The 23,707-nt window shown below is 55.3% G+C and carries 13 protein-coding genes and 1 pseudogene; 6 read left to right on the forward strand and 8 right to left on the reverse strand.

The window, feature by feature from the left end; translation table 11 throughout:
* From WIH05_RS01630 to WIH05_RS01655, 6 genes are all read right to left on the reverse strand, one after another.
* A partial coding sequence (locus tag WIH05_RS01630; protein WP_337424885.1) for an SLC13 family permease occupies positions 1–1,274 on the reverse strand: 1,274 nt, incomplete at its 3' end.
* A gap of 343 nt (positions 1,275–1,617) precedes the next feature.
* Positions 1,618–2,703, reverse strand: coding sequence for a 4-hydroxythreonine-4-phosphate dehydrogenase PdxA (pdxA, locus tag WIH05_RS01635; RefSeq protein WP_022272478.1), 1,086 nt, complete (start codon positions 2,701–2,703; stop codon positions 1,618–1,620).
* A gap of 15 nt (positions 2,704–2,718) precedes the next feature.
* A complete protein-coding gene (gene dapA, locus WIH05_RS01640) occupies positions 2,719–3,627 on the reverse strand; it encodes a 4-hydroxy-tetrahydrodipicolinate synthase (protein ID WP_022272477.1) in 909 nt (302 codons plus the stop codon).
* 40 nt (positions 3,628–3,667) lie between these two features.
* Positions 3,668–4,831 (reverse strand): iron-containing alcohol dehydrogenase, encoded by a 1,164-nt coding sequence (locus tag WIH05_RS01645; RefSeq protein ID WP_022272476.1) that lies wholly within the window; start codon positions 4,829–4,831, stop codon positions 3,668–3,670.
* Between the two features lie 13 nt (positions 4,832–4,844).
* A complete protein-coding gene (locus tag WIH05_RS01650) occupies positions 4,845–6,002 on the reverse strand; it encodes a sialidase family protein (RefSeq protein ID WP_337424886.1) in 1,158 nt (385 codons plus the stop codon).
* 73 nt (positions 6,003–6,075) lie between these two features.
* Positions 6,076–7,329 carry a four-carbon acid sugar kinase family protein gene (locus tag WIH05_RS01655; protein WP_337424887.1) on the reverse strand — a complete coding sequence of 418 codons (1,254 nt, stop codon included), beginning with the start codon at positions 7,327–7,329 and terminating at the stop codon, positions 6,076–6,078.
* A 258-nt stretch (positions 7,330–7,587) separates the two neighbouring features.
* Between WIH05_RS01655 and WIH05_RS01660 the strand changes: the two genes are divergently transcribed.
* On the forward strand, positions 7,588–9,402 hold the full coding sequence (locus tag WIH05_RS01660) for a PrpR N-terminal domain-containing protein (RefSeq protein ID WP_337424888.1): 1,815 nt from the start codon (positions 7,588–7,590) through the stop codon (positions 9,400–9,402).
* Between the two features lie 7 nt (positions 9,403–9,409).
* On the opposite strand, the gene WIH05_RS01665 is transcribed toward WIH05_RS01660, so the two are convergent.
* Positions 9,410–9,994, reverse strand: coding sequence for a TIGR01440 family protein (locus WIH05_RS01665; protein ID WP_022272470.1), 585 nt, complete (start codon positions 9,992–9,994; stop codon positions 9,410–9,412).
* 32 nt (positions 9,995–10,026) lie between these two features.
* Entirely contained in the window at positions 10,027–11,484 is a 1,458-nt protein-coding gene (locus tag WIH05_RS01670) for a nicotinate phosphoribosyltransferase (RefSeq protein ID WP_022272469.1), read from the reverse strand.
* 352 nt (positions 11,485–11,836) lie between these two features.
* Here WIH05_RS01670 and WIH05_RS01675 point away from each other — a divergent pair, with 352 nt between their 5' ends.
* The 5 genes and pseudogenes from WIH05_RS01675 to WIH05_RS01695 all read left to right on the forward strand — a co-directional run.
* A complete protein-coding gene (locus WIH05_RS01675) occupies positions 11,837–16,114 on the forward strand; it encodes a MucBP domain-containing protein (protein ID WP_337424889.1) in 4,278 nt (1,425 codons plus the stop codon).
* Positions 16,115–16,593: 479 nt separating this feature from the next.
* Positions 16,594–19,794, forward strand: a complete 3,201-nt coding sequence (gene ileS / locus WIH05_RS01680) for an isoleucine--tRNA ligase (RefSeq protein WP_022272466.1) — start codon at positions 16,594–16,596, stop codon at positions 19,792–19,794.
* A gap of 22 nt (positions 19,795–19,816) precedes the next feature.
* Positions 19,817–22,270, forward strand: a complete 2,454-nt coding sequence (locus tag WIH05_RS01685) for a glycogen/starch/alpha-glucan phosphorylase (RefSeq protein ID WP_337424890.1) — start codon at positions 19,817–19,819, stop codon at positions 22,268–22,270.
* Between the two features lie 109 nt (positions 22,271–22,379).
* On the forward strand, positions 22,380–23,366 hold the full coding sequence (locus WIH05_RS01690) for a SpoIID/LytB domain-containing protein (RefSeq protein ID WP_215653510.1): 987 nt from the start codon (positions 22,380–22,382) through the stop codon (positions 23,364–23,366).
* Between the two features lie 45 nt (positions 23,367–23,411).
* Positions 23,412–23,707: pseudogene (locus tag WIH05_RS01695) on the forward strand (hypothetical protein); the annotation flags it as partial.

The raw sequence follows: 23,707 nt of genomic DNA on the forward strand, positions 1-23,707 counted from the left end.
ATTGGGAACATGATCAAGGAACCGGCGGTCAGTGCCAGCAGACGGATGAAGTACTGCGGGATCGTGAATTTCCAGAATTCCCTGATGTTGTAGTCGCCGACACCCATGACCATAGCAGGCATTCCATCGATGGGAAGGAAGTGTCCGCACCAGCCGGATACGACAATGGCGCAGGCAGCGGCTGTGGGATCCAGGCCAAGGCTTGTGCAGGTGGCGATGGCCAGAGGAGCGAATACATAAACGGTACCGATGGTGGAACCGGTCATAGTGGCCAGAACACTGGTCAGGATGCAGAAAACGAAGATCATGATAAACGGATTGATGCTTCCGCCCAGCATACCTGCCACAGTGGAACCCACCAGATCAGTAAGTCCGGTGCTTCCCAGGGCATCTGCCACGCCGATGACACCGGCGGACATGAGGATGATGGGAGCGCTGATGGCATCGCGGATCTCCTTAAAGTCCATGACTCCGGCCACCAGGATAGCACCTACGGAGAGACCGGCAATGGCGTAGCCTGCATCTCCGATCTTTCCCTGGAGGATCATGCCCACAACGGCCACTACAAAGGCAATGTAAGTTACCTGTTCCTTCCATTTGGGAAGCGTGCTGACGGAGGTTCCCTGGGCTTTGGCTTCCTCAGTGGCAGCAGCGATGGGATGATCCGGAAGGAATTTATACTGGATCAGGCAGTTGGCTAAAAATCCCATGGAAAGGAAGAAGTTTACAACTGCGAATTTTGCTATGGAAACGTCGGCAGCCACTCCGGCACTGCCTAAGACGGCCAGGACGATGCCGTACTGTAAAGCCGTGTTAAAGGGGATCAGCGGATGGTTCGCCGCAAAGCCGGCGGTCATGATGATCTTGGACGGCGGCAGCTTTTTGCTGTATGGCAGCGTGGATAAGAGTCCGATGACCATTACATAGTAGGCGGTGGAGCCGGTGCCGAACAGGCTGCAGCCTAACATAACTACCAGGATCATCATGATATAGGCCTTAATACCGCCCTTATTGGCCATGTTGAACATGGTCTCCTTGAATCTGGCGATGAAGCTGGTTTTCTGGAGAGCTGCAATGATGGCCATGAATTCTGCCAGCATGATGATGGTGGCGTTGGAGAAGCCGGCGAAGGCGGCCTTGATATCGGCGATACCGAATACCACCAGCAGAAGACAGGCTAGAAGCGGCGGCGCGCCGAAGGGGAGCTTGTCCTGCATGATCAGGATGACCATGAGGGCAGTGATCGCTAACGCGATGATCATTTGGGTTGTCATAGTATTTTCCCTCCTACAATTCCTCTGGCCGTGTTTCATATGGGATGATGCATATTGCACAACCATATCGGGCCTTTTGTTGTTTTTAGTATACAATATGACAGGGAGGGAGACAATCGGCGAAGGTATCTTATACGTTGCAATTAGAAACGTTTTGGAAAAAATATGGAAAATGTTGAAAAAAATATGTTGAAAAGTGAAACGTAAGTATGAAAAATGTATAAAATGTTTCAAATAAGAACACATGTCCAATGGAGAAGTGTCCGTAATTGGTACAAAAATCTCCCGGAGCACAGTATTTTGGATCTGCGCTCCGGGAGATTTTAGCGAAAGAAACGGAAGACTACCGGCCGGCGTTCCCGGACCGGCCTTTTGCCATGCGGACGGCATAGTCGATGGCGTTTACCAGGCTCAGCTCGTTGCTGGTGCCCTTTCCGGCCAGGGCGAAGCCGGTGCCGTGATCCACGCTGGTGCGGATGATCGGAAGTCCCAGGGTCACGTTGACTCCTTCCACGGCCTTCCAGGCCTGTTTGTCACGGTCATAGACAAAGCCCACAGTCTTTAAGGGGATATGGCCCTGGTCATGGTACATGCATACTACGATATCGTACCAGCCTCCCAGAGCCTCAGAGAATACGCTGTCCGGCGGAATGGGGCCGATGGCGTGGATGCCTTCGGCCTGGGCCGCCTCCACAGCAGGACGGATCTCCTGGATCTCTTCAGTGCCGAAAAGGCCGTTTTCTCCGCAGTGGGGGTTCAGGCCGGCCACTGCCACCTTCGGATCCCCGATGCCCATATCCCGGCAGGCCTGATGGGCGATCTCGATCACTTCCAGGACCCGGGCTTTTTTCACCCGCTCGCAGGCTTCCCGCAGGGAAACGTGGGTGGAAACATGGACCACACGGAGATCGTGATGGGCCAGCATCATGGTATATTTTTTCGTGTCTGTATAGGCGGCATAGATCTCCGTATGGCCGTCGAAATGGGTATGGCCGTCGGAACGCTCCCCATGGTAAAATTCCAGGGCTTTGTTCATGGCCTCCTTATTGAGGGCGTTGGTACAGGTGGCGTCCACCTGCCCCTCCATGGCCAGCTTAATGACCTTTCTCACGCACTGGAACGCCGCGTTGCCGCCTTCTATGCTGACCTTTCCTATCTCAAAGGCGTTCACGTCGGAGATCAGCTCCAGATGGAGCACATCGATGGTCCCCGGTGTGAACAGGGCGTCGGACACGGCTTCACACCGGTGGATCCGGATATCGGGACGGCCCACGAACCGGGCCGCCTGTTCAAGCATTTTCGCGTCGCCCACAACGATGGGGCGGCAGCGGTCATATAAGTCCTCATGGGCCAGGGCCTTGACGGTGATCTCCGGTCCGTTTCCGGCCGGGTCGCCCATGGTAATTCCTACGATCGGCTTTTCGTTCATGGCCGTACCTCCTGATTAATGCATTCCCTTTGCTTCGTTTTCAGCCAGGACCTTCTTAAGAGCCTGGATGCCCTCCTCCGGAACCTGGTTAAAGGGAGCACGGCAGGGGCCTACGTTGTAGCCCAGGAGACGGGTGGCTGTCTTTACGATGGTATTGGGATTTCCATATTTAAAGCAGGCGCGGAAACTCTGGATGCTTTCGTTGGCCTTTTTGGCTTCCTCGATCTTTCCTTCCGCGAACAGGTTGTAGATGGAGGCCATGGTGTGGGGATATACGTTGGCGCAGCCTGCGATACCGCCGGTGCCGCCTGCTAAAAGGGTCCAGATGATCAGCTGGTCATTGCCGGACAGGGTATAGAACTTTCCGTTCTGCTTCTGGTTCCCGGCATCGATGTAGCCTAAGATATTGGTGAAGTTTCCGCTGGAATCCTTGGCACCGATGATGTTCTCGATCTGCGCCAGGCGGGCAACAGTGGCAGGAGCCAGGGCGTTGCCGGTACGGGCCGGGATGTTGTAAAGCACAATGGGCATGTCCACAGCGGCGGCAACGGCCTTGTAGTGCTCATAAAGCTCGTTCTGGCTGGCAGCGGCAAAGCTGGGAGTGATGATGGAGAGCACGTCCGCTCCGGCTGCCTGGGCCATTTTGCTCTGCTCGATGGTCTCCTTTGTGGAGATGCAGCCGGTTCCTGCGTAAACCGGTACACGGCCGTTGCACTGCTCGATGACAGTCTCCAGTACAAGCTGCTTTTCCTTTGCGTTTAAAATGTAGCCCTCACCGTTGGTCCCGAAGGGGAACAGGGCGTGGACGCCGCCCTCGATCATACGGTCTACCTGGCGGCGCAGCTCCTCTACGTTGATGGACTCGTCGTCATGCATGGGAGTTAAGATCGGCGGGATGATGCCTTTCAGTTCAATGGCTTTCATGATAAAACCTCCTATATAAATTTTTTGAAATATATATCCATTACAGAATTTCCTTATAGAGAGCCCGGGCATCCTCCGGAGTCACGGTCCGGGGATTGTTTACCAGCAGTCTCTGGACCTCCATGCCGGAGCTTACAAGAGCCTCCAGGTCTTCCTCTGGAACGCCGAATTCCTTTAGGCTGGATGGAATGTCCAGATGCTTTACGATCTCCTCCAGACGGCGGATGATCCAGGCAGATTTTTCCTCTGCGGTTTTACACGTTCTCTCTGTGTCGTGGCAGCAGCGGTCATAGGCGGCGGCCAGGCGCTCCCGGCAGGCAGGCTCGTTGAAGCGCATCACCGGAGCCAGAAGGATCGCATTGGATACGCCGTGGGCGATGTGGTATTTTCCGCCCAGGGGATAGCTTAAGGCATGGACGGCGGTGGTGCCGCTGGCTGTGATGGCAAGGCCGCCGTAGTAGGCTGCGATCTGCATCCGGTTTTTCTCTTCCATGGCCTCGGGATCGTCGCAGGCCTTTTCGATGTTGTTGAGGATCAGATCCAGGCCCTCCAGGGCATATAGGTCGCTGAAGGGGTTGGCCTTGTTGCTGGTAAAGCATTCGATGCAGTGGGCCAGGGCGTCCACTCCTGTGGCTGCGGCGATCTTACGCGGCAGGTTCTTGATCATCCTGGCGTCCAGGATCACATAGTCGGCGATCATGTTTTCATTGACGATGCCCACCTTCAGCTCCTTTTCCGGCACAGCTACGATGGCGTTGGGCGTTACCTCGGCTCCGGTCCCGGCTGTGGTGGGGATCAGGATGATGGGGACACATTTTTTTGCCCGGCCCGGCTGGTCCAGAAGCTCCTTTACGCCGTATTCGTCGGTGACCAGGATGCTGGCGAGCTTGGCCGCGTCCATGACGCTGCCGCCGCCGCAGGCTACAATGAGATCCGCTCCGCTGGCCTTGAATTCATCCACCAGCTTCTGGACCGCCATGTAGCTGGGCTCTGCCGGAAGATCGTCCAAAACGTAATAGTCTGCTCCGGCGGCTTTTACTGCCTCCTCCGGAAGAGAGAACAGGCCGGCGGCCTCGATGCCCTTGTCAGTGAACATGGCGACGCGCTTTGCGCCGGTGCTTTTAATGATGGCCGTGATATGGTCCATGGCGTTTTCCCCGCCGTAAACGGCATGGGGCATTTTCAGATTATACGTGGTAAGCATGATAACATCTCCTTTATTTTAAAGCGGCTGTGGGGTTATAAAGTCCCACCCGTTCTCTTTTTTCACCCATGACATCCTTTTCCGTGAAGCGGACGTATTTTACACCCAGACGGGTCCTGGCGGCGTATACCAGGTGGAGCATGCCGTCCCTGGTTTGCATTAAGAAAGGATATTCATACTGGCGGTTGTTGGTCCTGTTCTCCTCGCCCATGAAGCCTTCGCCCCGTTCCATATGACGGATCATGGGGAAGGTCCTTCCTCCGTCCTCGGAGAGAGCCACAGCCACAGGGCAGCGAAGGCCCGGCCATGCGGCTTTTCCTGGATGGGGCTCCGGCGTGCAGGTGGGGTTGTATGCGATGGCGATGCGGCCGCTGGAAAGCTTAATGGCACTGATGCTGGAGTTATTATTGGGAAGGGGAGTGGGCTCCGGCGCAGACCAGGTTTCGCCATAGTCGAAGGATTCGCTGCGGTGGATCCGGTATGCTTCCCGGTTGCGCATAAATGCGGCCAGATGGCCCGGCTCCAGCTCCACCACATTGGCGTGTACATGGCCCCGGCTTTCCGGCATCATGACCATGCGCCAGGTCTTTCCTTCATCGTCCGAGATCCGGAAGGCGGTGGGGTCGCCGGAAAGCCCGTCGGCAGAGTCGGTGCACAGCCAGTTGGAAAAGATCCACCGGCCATTGGACAATACCTGGATGGGCTGGCGGCAGAAGGTTCCCTCCTGGGGAAATACGGTTTCATAAGGCTCCCAGGTCTTTCCTCCATCGAAGCTCTTCTGGCAGCGGACCACGGAGGTGAACTGCATGTTGTCCTTTCCCTCCTGGCGGTCCAGCTGGGCGGTGTACATGGCCCAGACCGCTCCGTCGGGGCCGTTGAACAGGGAGGGATTCTGTTCGCTCCGTTCCGGGTCCCCGGAGATATCTGCCGGAGGCAGCCATTTTCCACTGCCAGCAGGAAGAAGGGAGCAGATGATGTGGATGTCGGCGCTTCCTTCATAGGTGCCTGCGAACCAGCAGCACAGAAGGCTGCCGTCGGGAAGCTCTGTCATGGCGGGAGCATGGGCGGTTGGGTAGCCGCCGGTGGGGAGAAGGGCCTCCAGGGTGCCCATCTCTTCATTCTCATAGATTGTTCCGTCCCAGGTCAGTCCGGGAAGCTTGGGATAAGTCATGGTCATTCCTCCAGATCTTTGGTGGTATAGGTTTATGGTGAGCCGCAGATGCCGGGCTTCAGTGCGGCGGGGGTCAGCAGAGACGGTCTGCCAGCTCCAAAAGGAGCTCTCTGTTTCCGAAACCGCCGGATTTGGTGATCACATGGCGGGTGCACCCCTTATAGGTAAAGCGGGCCAGGACCACACCGCGCTCCAGCTCGCATGCTGGCTCCAGTTCCCGGACGCCCACGGAGTTCATGCACTGCAAAAGGGTATCTCCGCCAGTCAGCAGCAGAGTACCCAGGGCAGGGCTGGTAAAAAGACTGCCCACCAGTTCCCCCAGGGCACCGGCGATACGGATCCTTAATTCCTCCAGGCTCAGGCCCAGCTCCTTTGCGTATGCGGCGGTGGGACCGTTTCCTCCAGAATCGTTGGTTTCGATGATGCAGCGGGGATGCTCCGCCAGCATGGCTTCAATGGCCGGGAGCGATGCCTGTCCAGCGTCAGTTTTCCAGTAGCCGGGAGAAAGCTTCTGCTCCGGTGTCAGCCGCAGCCTGGCAAAGCCGGACTGCTCAGCCGCATCCAGCTGGGCCAGGGTAATGGGATTGACGCTGCCGCAGACCACCAGAAGCCGGGGATCCAGCCGGGGAAGCGGGCAGGGGGTTCCTGTGTCCAGGCCCAGAAGCCTTGGAAGTGCGGCGGCGAAGCCGGCGCAGCCGGCCATGACCGGAACAGGTCCGGTCTGGAACAGAGCCCTTCCCGTTTCCATAAGGTCCTCCGGCGTTTCCGCGTCAAAGACCAGGATCCCCTTCTGATCCGTGTATCCGGGAATGCTTCCGGCAAAGGCCGCCGGCAGGCTCGTGGCCGGAGTGCCGGTCTGCCCGGCGATCAGCTCCGTGACCACAGAGCTTTGGACTGGTTCAAAGGGATCCCTTCCAAAGGGGCTTTCGGTCACAGGGATGCCGTCCACGTAGTGGATGCCGCCGCGGGTGATCCGGCCGGTCTGGGGAAAGGCGGGAAAAAACGGGAGCCGTTCTTCCCCGGAGGCCTCCAGGACCGCCGCCAGCTCAGCTCCGATGTTGCCCCGGAGCGCTGAATCCGTTTTTTTATAGATATACGGGATCCCGGCTTTTCTGGCCCGCACGGCCAGCCGCAAAACGACTGAGCGGGCTTCTCCGGCCGGAAGATGGCGGGTCTCCGTATCTACCACCAGGACCTGGGCCCTGTCTCCGGAAAGGTCTGTTTCCGGGTCCACGACTACTTTTGTGGAGATCCCGCAGGCGGCAAACTGTACGCCCGTGTCCAGGGCTCCCGTAAAATCATCTGCAATAATCAAAAGAAAGGTCATGGCCCTTCTCCTTCCTGCTGTTTTGTTCATATTGCTATTATGGCGGATTAAAAACGACTTTGCATTGAAAAAAAGCAACAAAAAAGTTTCAATTTTAAACACAAAAGAAAAAAGAATAGAAAAAAACAAAATAGTGTTTCAATTAGTAACATAAGGAGGGAATGCCGGGATGACAGGAAAGAAATGATCAGAAAGGCTGGCGAACATGCTGTCCACATGTTACAATATAGAACAGAAATACAGATCAGGAGGCAGGATATGGTAAATGCACGGATAAAGATCCTGGGGATCGCCCCCTATGAAGGAATGCGTACCGTAATGGAACGGGCGGCCCAGGCATACCCGGAGATCCAGCTGGATATCCACACGGGAGATCTGGAGGAGGGAGTGGCCATTGTGGAGTCCATGGCCCCCAATTCCTATGACTGTATCATTTCCAGAGGAGGGACTGCGGAAATGATCCGCCAGGTGACGGACCTTCCGGTGGTGGAGATACAGCTATCGGTTTATGACGTTTTAAGCGCCATGAAGCTGGCGGAAAATTATTCCAGACGGTACGCCATCGTGGGCTTTGCCAGCATCACGGAGACAGCCCATACCCTGTGCGACCTGCTGGGCAGCCGGCTGGATATCTTGACGGTGCGCAGCGCCGAGGAGGTGCCGGAGGTCCTGGGACGACTGAAGGAGGAGGGGTACCAGATGGTGGTCTGCGATATGGTGACCCACACGGCGGCCAGGCGGATGGGGCTGGACGCATTCCTCATTACCTCCGGCGTGGAGAGCCTTCATTCGGCCATCGACCAGGCCATCAGCATCAGCCTGTGGTTTGGGCGGCTCCGCCAGGAAAATATGTTTTTGCGCAGCATCACCCAGGATGAAAACGGCCGGGTGGTGGTCATGGAAGGCGGCGGCTCTGTATTTTACAGCAGCCATGCGGAGCCGTCCCAGGAGCTTTCGCGGATCCTGAGGCAGAAGCTTAAGGAGGTTCCTCCGGCAGGTTCCCTGAAATTCTACCACACAGAGCAGAATCAGCTCTACCGGATCACCGGCCAGACGCTCCTTATGGACGGGGAACGGTACGTCCTGTACTACTGCGTTCCATCCCGGATCCCTTTGCATTCCAATTGGGGAAAGGGCGTGCGCTCCATGAACCGGGGAGAATGTGAGTACCTGTTTACTACCAGCTTTTACAGTGTCAGCGGGGCCATGGGTATTCTGGACCGGAAGGTGCGGACCATGGCTGCGGCGCGCCAGCCGGTGATGATCTGCGGGGAGGAGGGGACTGGAAAGGAGCAGATCGCCCGGTTCCTGTATCTCAACAGCCCCCTGTCCCACAAGCCCTTTGTGACGGTGAACTGCGAGCTGATGAATGAAAAAAGCTGGGATTTCCTGTTCAATAACGACAATTCCCCGCTGAACGGGGCCGGGAACACGGTGTATTTCCAGAATCTGGAGGCGGTGACAGAAGAGAGGGGAATGGAACTCCTGGCTCTGATCCAGGAGACAGGTCTGGCCAGGCGGGTGCGGCTGATCTTTTCGTCGGCCTGCGGGGAAGCGGCGCAGGAACTGGTACGGAGATTTACTGCCAGGCTGGGCTGCCTGCTTCTGAACCTTCCGTCCTTAAGGAGCCGCTCGGATGAGATCCCGTCTTTGGCGAGCCTGTATCTCAGCAGCCTAAAGCTGGAGCTGGGAAAACAGATCTCCGGTTTTGAGCCCAGGGCCATCGAGATGCTGAGAGAGTATGACTGGCCAGGGAATTATACCCAGTTTAAGCATGTGCTCCAGACGCTGGCCACCATGACAGAATCCACCTATATCCGCGGCAGCGCCGTGGCAGAACTTCTGGCCGGGATGCGGTCCGGGAGAAAACGGCTGCCCCAGGGAAGGAGCACCGGGCCAGGGACTGTCGGAATGGCCGGGATGACACTGGAGGAGATCATCCGGGAGGCGGTGGAGCAGGCAGTGGCCGCCAACGGGGGAAACAGGGCCCAGGCGGCCCGGCAGCTGGGAATCAGCCGGACCACCCTGTGGCGGTATATGAATAAAGAAGGGGCGGGCCCTGGAGCGGAGTAGGGCGGCTTTATTTCTGTGCCTGGTAAACGGCCCGCTCGCCGCCGATGTATTTGAGCCGTGTCCTGGCGCAGACCACATGGGCGGAGCCGATGGAGCTTATTTCGGTGCGCACCGGAACGGCCACAGGGCGCAGGTGCATGCCGATGAGGGTGTCGCCGATGTCAATGCCTGCGTGGGCCTGGATCCGCTCCACGGCGCAGGGGGAGGCAAATCCATTCCAGGCGGCGGTGGAGAAGGAGCCGCCGGCCTTCAGCTGGGGCTTTACATTGACCATTTCCAGGCCGTATTTCAATGCGGCCTCTTCTTCGATGATAATGGCGCGGTTCAAGTGCTCGCAGCACTGGGCAGCCAGGTAGAGGCCGTGCTTTCTCGTTGCCTTATAGAGGGCGTTGAATACGGCTTCTCCAACCTCCTTGCTGGAATAGCAGCCGATGGCATGGGCTGCGATCTCGCTGGAGGAGCAGCCCACCACCAGGATCTGTCCCTCCTTCATTTTTGCAGCTGCGATCAGTTCTTCGGCCACGGAAGCGGCCTGTTCCTGGATCAGATCCAGATCTACATCCACAGATTTTGCAATATCAGTTGCACTCATAAAAACACCTCGGTTTCATTCAGTTTATCTTCTTACTCAAAGTGGTAGGCATCCAGGAGCCTGGTCTTCATATGCCACAGCTCGTTGGAAAGATCCACATGGACCTCATGGGGGTTTACCAGACGCTTTGTCTCATCCCACAGGGTATCCAGCTCCTTTTTGCAGTATTCCCGGATCTCCATGACCTTGGGAGAATGGTATACGCAGACCCCATCCTTGAATATGGGGACCATGATCTCCTTCATAGTGTAGGTTCCCGGAGCCAGCAGCGTCTTTTTCCAGGTTGCCACAGGATCGAACAGAAGCAGGGAGTTATTTTCGTCATAGGTCTCGCCCACCAGGCAGATCAGGTCGGCGATGATCTTATGGCTGTCCCGGCTGTAGATCCTGTAAATAGTCTTATTGCCGGGATTGGTGATCTTTTCCTCATTTTCAGAGAGCTTGATCTTGGGGATGAACTTGCCGGTGGCCTTATCCTTGATGGCTGCCAGCTTGTACACACCGCCAAAGGACGGGCAGTCCTTGGAGGTGATCAGGTTGGTGCCGACGCCCCAGGAATTGATGGCAGCTCCCTGGTTTTTAAGGCTGGAGATCAGCCCCTCGTCCAGGTCGTTGGAGGCGGAGATCACCGCATCGGTGAAGCCCTCGGCATCCAGCATTTTTTTTGCCTCCTTGGAGAGGTAGGCCAGGTCGCCGGAGTCCATGCGGATCCCGTAGAAGGTCAGGGGGATCCCGGCTTCCCGCATTTCCTTAAATACCTGGATGGCATGGGGGATCCCGGATTTTAAGGTATCATACGTATCCACTAAGAGGATACAGGCTGACGGATAAAGCTTCGCATAGGTACGGAAAGCAGTAAGCTCATCGGGAAAGCTCATGATCCAGCTGTGGGCGTGGGTCCCCTTCACTGGTACGTCGAACATCTGGCCGCAGAGCACGTTGGAGGTGCCGATACAGCCGGCGATCATGGCCGCCCTGGCTCCGTAGATGCCTGCGTCCGGTCCCTGGGCCCTGCGGAGACCAAATTCCATGACTCCGTCGCCTCCGGCCGCATGGACGATGCGGGAGGTCTTGGTGGCGATGAGGCTCTGGTGGTTGATGATGTTTAAAAGGGCTGTTTCCACCAGCTGGGCCTGCATAATGGGGGCGATGACCTTTACCAGAGGCTCCCTGGGGAAGACCACGGTTCCTTCGGGAACGGCGTAGATATCGCCGGTAAATTTAAAATCAGCCAGATATTCCAGGAAATCCTCTTTAAAGATCCCAGTGGAGCGCAGATAATCGATGTCCTCGGGATCGAAATGGAGATCCTCGATGTATTCGATGACCTGCTCCAGCCCGGCGGCGATGGCAAAGCCGTTGCCGTCGGGATTGTCGCGGTAAAAAGCGTCAAAGATCACAGTTTCATTGGCGTCCTTGGCATAAAAATAACCCTGCATCATGGTCAGCTCATAGAGATCCGTCAGCAGCGTCAGGTTGCGTTTACTCATAATACCTTCTCCTTGTGTACTATCCCATATCGTTGCCGACATTATAGCAATAAAGGAAGGAAAACGCAAATTTTTTGTTAAAAAAATAACAAAAGCCTTGCTTCCAATAAAGCAGTTTATAGGAAGCAAGGACGCAGAAAATTCTTTCCATTCAGCTTAATTTTACCATTTAATTCTGACGTTTTCAACCATTTAAAGGATAGAAACTGCAGATTTGCTGTTTCTTGACTGTAATCTGCCTGGAATGGATGTGTTTTTCTTCCAATAAACTGCTTTATTTGCAGAGGTTCCTTCCATTGGGAGCCCAGCTTCTGGAGAGAACTGGAAATTATTCAGAAAGAAGGTAGAGTGTGTGAGAAACAGGCAAACGATGAAACAGGCAGGAGCGCTTCTGCTCTCTCTGGCCATCATAGGCGGGACGGTGTTCCCGGCCGGTCAGATCCGGGCAGCAGCGGAGACAAAGCAGCCAGAAAACAGCATGAAAGCAGCCACCGTTTCCGATGCGGAGAAAATTCCTGGAACAACAGTCCCGGGGCTTTTATCCAGACGGCCGGAAACGATGGGGAAAAAACGGAGCAGCGGCGGAGAGGTCTATGTTTCCGCTTCCTCCAGCAATGCCCGGTGGGATTCGGGAGCAGGGACTGAGGAGGATCCATATATTTCTCTGGCTTATGCAGTGGACCAGGCAGAGGATGGGGATACTATCTGTCTGATGTCAGATCTTACTGAGACGAAAAGCGCCAGGTTCTGGGATAAGGATCTGACCATTGACGGACAGGGCCATACGGTTTTCCGGGGAGATGGCTTTGAAAAGGCGCAGGACCTGGCCAGAGGCGGTTATCATCCAGCTATGATCGAGGTGGGAGGAACAAGGCCGGGCGAGGCGCAGACCGCGTCCCTGACACTGACGGATATCGTTCTGGACGATGGTGGAAAGACCGAGGGTGTGAACTTTAAACAGGCCTCCACGGATGGAAAGGGAGGAAATGAAAGTCTGGTACAGGACGCCATTGTGGCGACCTATAACGGAACGGCAGAGATCATACTGGCTTCCGGGGCCACCCTTCGGAATTTTGGAGGAATGTCAGCGGTCCGGCTTTCCGGCGGTGACCTGGTGATGGAGGATGGGAGCCAGATCTGTGATGATACAGACGGTGTTGCTGACAGGACGAAGGAGAAGGGGGATTACGGAGCAGCGGGAGCTGTATGGATCCAGGGCGGCAGCTTCCGGATGGAGGCCGGAGCGGAGATCAGCCATATGCGCGGCCGCGCCGTTTACCTGGACGGCGGCAGCGCGGAGATCGGCGGATCGATCTCTGATATACGGTCAGATAAGGACATGTGGCAGGGAGGAGCAGGCGCGGCTGTCCATGTACGGAATGAAGGAACAGCGGTCCTTTCCCAGAGCGGCAGCATTAAGGGGATCGCAGGAGAGAGTGCAGAGCATACGGTCATTGATACAGCCAGCGGAGATTTTGAGGCCGTATCGGGATCAGAGATCTCCGGCTGCCGGGATATCATGGCGGTCAGCGCCAATGACTATGGAAACGATTATGTCCATAAAATGCTGCTCAACGGCCTTATCTCCGATTGTACCACAAAGGACTCTCTGATGCGCAGCTGGTATGCGGAGATCACAGTGGGCCCCACCGGCCAGGTGACAGGCTGTACGGCAACGGGAGAGGGAGGACTCTTGTATACACACAATGGTTCCAGATACGTATTTGAAGGAAAGATCACTGGAAATACGGCCCTCAAGGGGATCGTCTATCTGGCCAACCAGGGAGGAGGAAGAGTATCTGCCCGGATGCTGGAGGGAGCAGAGATCAGCAATAACAAGGGCCTGGGCATTAAGGTGAACAATGGCGCCCTGCTGACTATGGAGGGAGGAAAAATCTCGGGCAATACGGGAACCGGGGTTGAGGTGAAAGGAAAAACCGATAAAAAGGGAGCAACCTTTATTATGAACGGCGGAGAGATCTCCGGAAACGGCAGTTATGGGATCTCGTATTCCAATGCAGGAGAATCTGTTGTGGAGCTCAACGGCGGAACGGTTTTTGGAAATGGGAGCAGAGCGCAGATCTCAGTAACAGGAGGAAGCTCCAACGACAAAAACGAGTTCATCCATATTAAACCAGGAACACTGGCGGGGAATCGGGAAATAAGTCTTGGCTACATGTCTTGGATTGTACCTACGAATCTATGGACCGTAACATTGGATGAGGGGTATGATCAGGTATGGCTGGGAAAGGCAAAGACGGAGGCAGTCAATAAAATAAAAGAATGTTTGAAAGAGAGCAGACCCTCCTGGAAGCTGATCGGAGAACATGCTCTGTGGATCCGGCCATCCTCCAGGGATTATCATTTCATGATTTCCAGACAGGCTGATGCAGATACCTCCGGGCTGTATGCAGTCTATATTCCCTTGAACGCCGACGGGCTTCCCGCTGCAGATCTTACGGCAGAGGATATGAAGCTGATCCCGGTGGAGAACCAGAAGACCCTCGACGTCACCATGGAGGGCGCAGAGGGGAACCGGTCCTATGCGTTGATGTTTGTCAATAATGACCAGTATACATTGTATCCGGACCAATGTGGGATCTATTCTGGAAACGCCATGCCGGAACCGGAGGATTTCTCCATCGGAGGACTGAATAAGATCACATCCATCAGCGTGGATGGAAAAGAAACCGTCTATAAGACGTATGGAAACGAAAAGGAAAAGGCATGGAGCGATCTAAAGGCTCTGTTTACCGTTCATTATGTGAAAGCCGATGGGAGCCCGATGGATGGAGCGGAAACTCCGGGCGCTTACAGGGCCGTGTTCCAGTATGCGGATCCGGATCTGGATGGAAAGGTACGGATCAATAAAAATGAGGTGAAGCTGAAGGACGGCGTTCTTGTGATCCGCTATACCAGCAGTCCGGCGGAAGAGCTGTCCAGTCCGCTCCTTTCCGGAGAACCGGCGGAGCTGCCGGATCAGGCGGTGGCTGTGGAGCAGAAGAAGAATGGCACCCGTGATGCGGCCTATTATCTCAACGGCGACCAGGACCGGGAGCTTTCAGATACGTCCGGGATCGTGCTTCTTGAGGACCGCCCCTATGTGACAGGCGCCCCCGACGGGGAGGAGCAGCTGGAGGAACGGATCGAAGAGCATCTGGGGACCGTATCAGGAATGGAATATCATTTTGAATTCCGCTATCTGGATCTGGTGGATCAGAACAGCGCCAATGCGTGGGTGACCTCCAATACGAAAAAGCTGGTCTATCTGCCATACCCGGAGGGAACAGACAAAAATACAGAATTTACTCTGCTCCGGTTTCCGGAGCTGAACCGGGAATACGGAATGAATGGACACCCGGGACTAAGGATGTCCATTGCCACCACTGGGATGGAAACGATCCCGGATCTGGAGACTACCGATCAGGGGATCCAGTTTCCTGCGTCGGAGTTTGGATTGTTTGCCGTAGTATGGGGGGTTCCGCAGAATACCGTGACCATCCGGTACCTGGATGAATCCACTGGAAGACCGATCGCCGGAGATTCGGTACGAAGCTTTGCTTCTGGTACAGAGTACGATGTGACCCAGGATGCGGGGATGGAGATCTCTGGATATACCTTGAGCAGGATCGACGGCAGTGTGACGGGAACGATCACAGAGGATCTGGTCATATGCGTTTATTACACAAAGGACCAGGAGCCGGCGGACCCCTCGGACCCTGCTGAGCCGACGGATCCCACCGAACCCACAGATCCTGCCGATCCCACTGACCCTTCCGGATCTGAGACTCCCGAGCATCCGGAAAAGGAAACTGCCCAGGTGGTCTTCCGTGTGGTGAATGGCACGTTTACTGAGAACGGGGGCACCGAGATACTGAAAACGTATGAGGTGGGCAGCATCATCGATTCTGTACCCGCAGTCAGAGCCGACAGAGGATACAGAAGCCGGCGGTGGGACAGAGATCCCATCGGAAGAACGGTGGAGCCGGGAGGCATGACCTTTGTGCTGACCTTTTACGCAGAGTCTGTGAGCGGGGATGACGACGATGAGGAGGATACGGGCCGCAGCCGGCAAAGGGCAGTCAGCGATACCGGAAAGACGGGACGCTGGATCCTGGAGGGCCGTGAATTTACAGAAAATAATGGAAGGCTGCCGTCCAATGAATATCTGAAGATCGGAGGAAGTATTTACGGTTTTTATACCCATGGGATCGCCATTGGCTTTGACCATACAGAGCGTTACACAGAGGAAGCCATTGCTGCCGGAGGCGGATACAGGGATGCGGAGGGAACCTGGCGTCTGAACGGCTGGTGGTTCTGCTATGACGATGGCACGTATCCTCATGGAGAGTGGGAATACCTGGCATACAATGGACGCGGAGACTGGTATTACTTTGACGAGGACGGCTGGATGGAGGATGGATGGCTGTTCTGGAATAACAGCTGGTATTACCTGCACACCGGCTACGATGGTTTCCGGGGCCACATGTATACGGGATGGCATGAGATCGGCGGCAGCTGGTATTACTTCCGCACAGGGACAGACGGAGGCCCGGCAGGGGCCATGCTGGAGTCGGCGGTGACTCCCGATGGCTTCCAGGTCGGAGCTGACGGTGCGTGGATCCAGTAAAAAGCTGATTGATTTGCCTATCGAAGTCTTGACATTTTTTCGCGTGATCCGTATAATAAAAGGGCGTAACGCATAAGAAAAGGCGATGACGGAGACAGTAGATCTGCGGGAAGGCCAAAGCGAGCCGGGGATGATGGAAGCCTGGTGCCGGATGCAGATGGAAGATCACTCCCAAGCTGGCGTCTGAACGTCCGGGAAGTCCTTGGGCCAGTAAGTCAGCCCGGTTTTCCACCGTTAAGGGGAACTCATATGTCAGTATGCAGTAATAGGTGGTGCAACGAGTATATTTCGTCCTGTTCGCAAGAACAGGACGATTTTTTATATCATAGGAACGGATATCCTGTGACATAAAAATGCTCCGCGGGATCTTTTTATCAATCAGACCACATCCCGCGCGGGAGCCGCAGACACAAACTGCATAACCGAAACGCGCAGGGAAGAGAAAGCTGCGCATACAACAAGATTGGAGGAAATGTGTCATGTACCAGAAGGTGTCAACAGATCTGAACTTTGTAGACAGAGAAAAGCAGGTGGAGAAATTCTGGAAGGACCAGAAGATCTTTGAAAAGAGCATCGACAGCCGCCGTAAGGGACAGCCCTACGTGTTCTATGACGGACCGCCGACAGCCAACGGAAAGCCCCATATCGGCCATGTGCTGACCCGTGTGATCAAGGATATGATCCCCAGATACCGCACCATGAAGGGATATATGGTTCCCCGTAAGGCCGGCTGGGATACCCACGGACTTCCGGTGGAGCTGGAAGTGGAGAAGATGTTAGGCTTAGACGGCAAGGAGCAGATCGAGGAGTATGGCCTGGAGCCGTTCATTGAGCATTGTAAAGAGAGTGTCTGGAAGTATAAGGGCATGTGGGAGGATTTCTCCAGCACCGTCGGCTTCTGGGCGGATATGGATAACCCCTATGTAACGTACCATGACGATTATATCGAATCCGAGTGGTGGGCATTAAAGGAGATCTGGAACAAGGGCCTTCTTTATAAGGGCTTTAAGATCGTTCCCTACTGCCCGCGCTGCGGTACCCCCCTTTCCAGCCATGAGGTGGCCCAGGGATATAAGGACGTAAAGGAGCGCTCGGCGGTGGTTCGGTTTAAGGCCAAGGGAGAGGACGCATACATCCTGGCATGGACCACGACTCCCTGGACCCTTCCCAGCAACGTGGCTCTCTGTGTAAATCCGAAGGAAACGTATGTGAAGGTCAAGGCTGCCGACGGCTTTACCTATTATATGGCAGAGGCTCTGCTGGACACGGTTCTTGGAAAGCTGGCGGACAAGGAGAACGGGACTCCGGCCTACGAGATCCTGGAGACCTATGTGGGAACGGATCTGGAGGGCAAGGAATACGAACCCTTATACCAGTGCGCCGCCGATGTGGCAGAAAAGCAGCATAAAAAGGGCCATTATGTGACCTGTGCAGATTATGTTACACTGACCGACGGTACCGGCGTGGTACACATCGCCCCGGCCTTCGGTGAGGACGACGCCCAGGTGGGAAGAAAATATGACCTGCCCTTCGTGCAGTTCGTGGATGCAAAGGGAGATATGACAGAGGAAACGCCCTTTGCAGGTCTTTTTGTGAAGAAGGCGGATCCGGAGGTATTAAAGGATCTGAGAGAGCGGGATCTTTTATTCGAGGCTCCCGTATTTGAGCACAGCTATCCCCATTGCTGGCGCTGCGATACTCCGCTGATCTACTATGCCCGTGAATCCTGGTTCATCAAGATGACCGCCGTGAAGGAGGATCTGATCCGCAATAACAACATGATCCACTGGATCCCGGAATCCATCGGAAAAGGCCGGTTCGGCGACTGGCTGGAGAATATCCAGGACTGGGGCATCTCCAGAAACCGTTACTGGGGAACTCCGCTTCCCGTATGGCAGTGTGAGTGCGGCCATATGCACTGCATCGGCAGCCGGGAAGAGCTTAAGAAAATGAGCCCCAACTATATGGATGTGGTAAAGAAATACAGTAAGGAAATGAACGGCGACCAGGGAGAGGTGGAGCTCCACCGTCCATTCATCGACGACGTGGTCATCACCTGCCCCCAGTGCGGAAAAGAGATGCACCGGGTGCCGGAGGTCATCGACTGCTGGTTCGACTCCGGAGCCATGCCCTTTGCCCAGCACCACTATCCCTTTGAGAACCAGGAGCTGTTCCATGAGCAGTTCCCGGCCCAGTTCATCTCTGAGGCCGTGGACCAGACCAGAGGATGGTTCTATTCCTTACACGCCGAGTCTACCCTGCTGTTCAATAAGCCCTGCTTTGAGAACGTGATCGTTCTGGGCCATGTACAGGATGAGAACGGCCAGAAGATGAGTAAGAGCAAGGGCAACGCCGTGGATCCCTTCGACGCCCTGGAAAAATACGGCGCCGACGCCATCCGCTGGTACTTCTATATCAACAGCGCTCCGTGGCTGCCCAACCGGTTCCATGGAAAGGCTGTAATGGAAGGCCAGAGAAAGTTCATGGGAACCCTGTGGAATACTTACGCATTTTTCGTGCTTTATGCGAATATTGATAATTTTGATGCAACAAAGTATGCTCTGGATTATGAGAAGCTGCCGGTGATGGATAAATGGCTCCTGTCCAAGTTAAACTCCACAGTGAAGGAGGTAGACGACGACCTGGCCAACTACCGGATCCCCGAGGCTGCAAGAGCCCTCCAGGATTTCGTGGACGACATGAGTAACTGGTACGTAAGAAGAAGCCGTGAGCGTTTCTGGGCAAAGGGAATGGAGCAGGATAAGATCAATGCCTACATGACCCTTTACACCGCGCTGGTGACCATTTCCAAGACAGCGGCTCCCATGGTTCCGTTCATGACCGAGGAGATCTACCAGAACCTGGTACGCTCCATCGACGAAACGGCTCCCGAGAGCATCCATCTCTGCGATTTCCCGCAGGTGGAGGAAGGCTTCATCGATAAGGAGCTGGAGGCCAAAATGGACGAGGTATTAAAGGTGGTCGTTATGGGCCGTGCAGCCAGGAATACGGCCAATATCAAGAACCGCCAGCCCATCGCAAAGATGTTCGTGAAGGCAGAGGCTCTTCCGGAATACTACCAGGAGATCATCGAGGACGAATTAAACGTGAAGGCAGTGGAATTTACCGACGACGTCCGTGCCTTTACCTCCTATACCTTCAAGCCCCAGTTAAAGACCGTTGGACCCAAATACGGAAAGCAGCTGGGAAATATCAGAAAGGCCTTAACGGAGCTGGACGGCAACGCCGCCATGGACACCTTAAATGAAAAGGGAGCCCTGGCCTTTAACTTTGACGGGGCTGAGGTGGTACTCACCAGAGAGGACCTTCTGATCGATATGGCACAGACGGAGGGCTATGTATCCGAGGGAGACAACACCGTGACCGTGGTCCTGGATACCAACCTGACTCCGGAGCTTGTGGAGGAAGGCTTCTACCGGGAGCTGGTGAGCAAGATCCAGACCATGAGAAAAGAAGCCGGCTTCGAGGTCATGGACCATATCTACGTGTACGCAGACAACAACGATACCATCACCGGCATCATCAAGAAATATGCAGACCAGTTAAAGAGCGAGGTGCTGGCAGACAGCATCACCCTGGGACAGATGGCCGGCCACGCCAAGGAGTGGAACATCAACGGAGAGACTGTCATGCTGGGCGTTGCAAAGGTAACAAGATAATCAGAAACAGGAGGACATGAACGTGGACCACACCATTCATAAGGCTGAATTTAAAAAGGCTGTGATTTACAATCTGAAAATGTCATACCGGAAGACCATTGAGGACGCTACTCCCGCACAGATGTACCAGGCTGTGTCTCTGGCGGTGAAGGATATGATCATCGACCGCTGGATCGCGACCCATAAGGAGTATGAGAAGCAGGACGCCAAGGTCGTATATTATATGTCCATGGAATTCCTGACCGGGCGCTTCCTGGGCAACAATATCATCAGCCTCTGCGAGCAGGAGGAGATCCGGGAGGCCCTGGCTGAAATGGGCTTTGACTTAAATACCATTGAAAACCAGGAGCGGGATCCGGCTCTGGGAAACGGCGGTCTGGGACGTCTGGCCGCCTGCTTCCTGGACTCCCTGGCGACCCTGGGCTATCCGGCCTATGGCTGCGGGATCCGTTACCGCTACGGTATGTTCAAGCAGAAGATCGAGGACGGCTACCAGATCGAGGTGCCGGACGAATGGTTAAAGGACGGCTATCCCTTTGAGATCCGCCGCCCCGAATACGCCACAGAGGTAAAATTCGGCGGCTATGTGGATACCGAGTGGGACGGCTACAGGAACCATTTTGTCCAGAAGGGCTACCAGTCGGTTCTGGCAGTCCCCTACGACATCCCCATCGTGGGCTACGGCAATAATGTGGTCAATTCCCTGCGGATCTGGGACGCCCAGCCAGTGAATACCTTTAATCTGAAGGAATTCGATAAGGGCGATTACCAGAAGGCAGTGGAGCAGGAAAACCTGGCAAAGACCATCGTGGAGGTGCTGTATCCCAACGATAACCATTACGCAGGCAAGGAGCTGCGCTTAAGGCAGCAGTATTTCTTCATTTCTGCCAGCGTCCAGAGAGCCGTTAAGAAATATCTGGAGAACCACGACGACATCCATAAGTTTTATGAAAAAGCCGTGTTCCAGATGAACGACACCCACCCCACGGTGGCGGTGGCAGAGCTCATGAGGATCCTTTTAGACGAGCAGAACCTGGAATGGGATGAGGCCTGGGAGATCACCACAAAGACCTGCGCCTACACCAACCATACCATCATGTCCGAGGCCCTGGAAAAATGGCCCATCGAGCTGTTCTCCCGCCTGCTTCCGCGTATCTACCAGATCGTGGAGGAGATAAACCGCCGGTTTGTGGAGCAGATCAAGCAGGCATACCCGGGCGACAATGAAAAGATCCGCAAAATGGCGATCATCTACGACGGACAGGTGCGTATGGCCCATCTTGCCATTGTGGGAAGCTTTTCTGTCAACGGCGTGGCAAGGCTCCATACAGAGATCTTAAAGAACGAGGAATTAAAGGACTTCTACCAGATGATGCCCGTAAAGTTCAACAATAAGACCAACGGCATCACCCAGAGACGGTTCCTGCTCCACGGAAACCCGCTGTTAGCCAGCTGGGTCACCGATAAGATCGGAAACGAGTGGATCACAGACCTGCCCCATATTAAAAAGCTGGCCATTTACGCCGACGATGAGAAGTGCCAGAGAGAGTTCATGAACATCAAGTATCAGAACAAGATCCGCCTGGCAAAATACATCAAGGAGCACAACGGCATCGACGTGGATCCCAGGTCCATCTTCGATGTGCAGGTAAAGCGTCTCCATGAATATAAGAGACAGCTGATGAACATCCTGCATGTGATGTATCTGTATAACCAGTTAAAGGATAATCCAAATATGGATATCGTGCCCAGGACCTTTATTTTTGGAGCAAAGGCTGCGGCCGGTTATACCCGGGCGAAGCTGACCATCAAGCTGATCAACGCCGTGGCCGATGTGATCAACAACGACCGTTCCATCAACGGTAAGATCAAGGTGGTATTCATTGAGGATTACTGTGTATCCAACGCAGAAATGATCTTTGCGGCAGCTGATGTCAGCGAGCAGATCTCCACCGCCAGCAAGGAGGCCTCCGGTACCGGAAACATGAAGTTCATGTTAAACGGAGCCCTTACCATCGGCACCATGGACGGAGCCAATGTGGAGATGGCCGAGGAGGTGGGAGCTGAGAACATGTTCATCTTCGGCGCTTCTTCCGACGAGATCATTAACTGGGAGAACCAGGGCGGCTACAACCCCATGGAGATCTTCAACAGCGACCAGGAGATCCGCCGGGTGCTGATGCAGCTCATCAACGGCAGTTACAGCCCGCAGAATCCGGAGCTGTTCCGGGATATCTACAATTCCCTGTTAAATACCCAGTCCAGCGACCGGGCGGATACGTACTTTATCTTAAAGGACTTCCGTTCCTATGCGGAGGCAGAGGACCGGATCGACAAGGCGTACCGGGATGAGAAATGGTGGGCCCGGACGGCCATCTTAAACACCGCCTCCAGCGGCAAGTTCTCCTCAGACCGTACCATTGAGGAGTACGTAAGGGATATCTGGCATCTGGATAAGATCAAGGTAGAACTGTAATACAAATCAGGGGAACGCGGCCCGTCCGGGGACGGAGCTGCTCCCCAGGTTCTAAAAAGAAAGCCTGTCTCATAGACTTTACAAAAAAGGATATGAGGTGGGCTTTTTTATGAAGCGGTTTCTGACGGTTTTGATGATCATGGTGATGATCCCCTATGTGACGACCATGGCCTGGACAGGCCGGATCGGCGGCGGGGATTTTACGGGCTTTGAGGAGCTGGCGGGAGCCGGGGGAGAAGGAAGCCAGGGCGGCTCTCTGGGAACTGATGGGAACGGAGCGGCCGGAAGGCGGTATGTGGCTGTGGAGCGGGAAGGAAAGGTTTCGCGGGTCCCGGCGGAGGATTTCCTGGTCCATGTGCTGGCGGCCCAGATCCCGGCAGATTTCGGGCCGGAGACTCTGAAGGCCCAGGCAGTTATAGCCCGGACGTATATCTACCGGGAGATGGACGGGGCGGAAGAGATCCCGGAGGAGGCCCTGGACATGGACGCCTTGAGCGGAGCGCAGATGGAGGAGCTGTGGGGCGGGACTTACCAGGAGGATTACAGCAGGATCAGGGAGGCGGTGTCCGCCACCAGCGGGCTTTACCTGGCTTATGAGGGAGAACCGGCGGAGGTGTTTTTCTGCCGGGCGGCCTCGGGGGCCACAAGGCCCGGAGGACAGGAGCATCCATGTCTCAGGCAGGCGGAAAGCCCAGGGGATCTTCTGGCCGACGGATATCTGTCCATTGCGGTCTTCACGCCGGAGGACCTGGCCCGGAGGGTGAGCGCCATTCCGGGGGCGGTCTCTCCGGATGCAGACCGGCTCCTGGAGGAGATCCAGGTGGCGGAGCGGGATGGGGCCGGATATGTGGTCCAGATCCAGATCGGTCCGAAGACCTACTCCGGGGAAGAGGTCCAGTACGCCCTGGGCCTGTCCTCCCCGTGCTTTTATTTCGATGAGCTCCAGGGAAAGATCCGGGTCACCTGCAAAGGGATCGGTCATGGGTACGGTTTCTCCCAGGCCGGAGCCTCGGCGCTGGAAAAGGAGGGGCTCGGCTTTGAAGCGCTTCTGGACCATTATTTCCAGAATGTGGAAATTTTAAAAGAGGGAATCTGAATAAGACGTGTCACTTTGGTAAGAATAGTACCGAGGTGATAAAACGTGAAAGAGAGAGTAAACCAGCTTTTCAAGGATAAGTTAGTTCTTGTGATGCTAGTGCTGGGCCTGCTGACTATTGTTGCCGCAGCAGGCGCTGTGAGGATCCGGAAGGGCGCCCAGAACATGGAGGAGAGTCCCTATCTGGAGATCAAGGAGCCGGAGGGGATGATCGCCGGGGAGACAGAGCCGCCCAGGACCGTGGCGGGAAGCTCCAACGCCCAGGAGGCGGAGCCGGCCGGGGCCGGAGCCGGTTCCCATGTGACCGAAAATACCCTGGGAGCGGCAGAGACAGAAGCCGC

It is taken from the genome of Alitiscatomonas sp. (assembly GCF_037242085.1).
In the GTDB taxonomy this organism is placed as follows: Bacteria; Bacillota; Clostridia; order Lachnospirales; family Lachnospiraceae; genus Alitiscatomonas; species Alitiscatomonas aceti.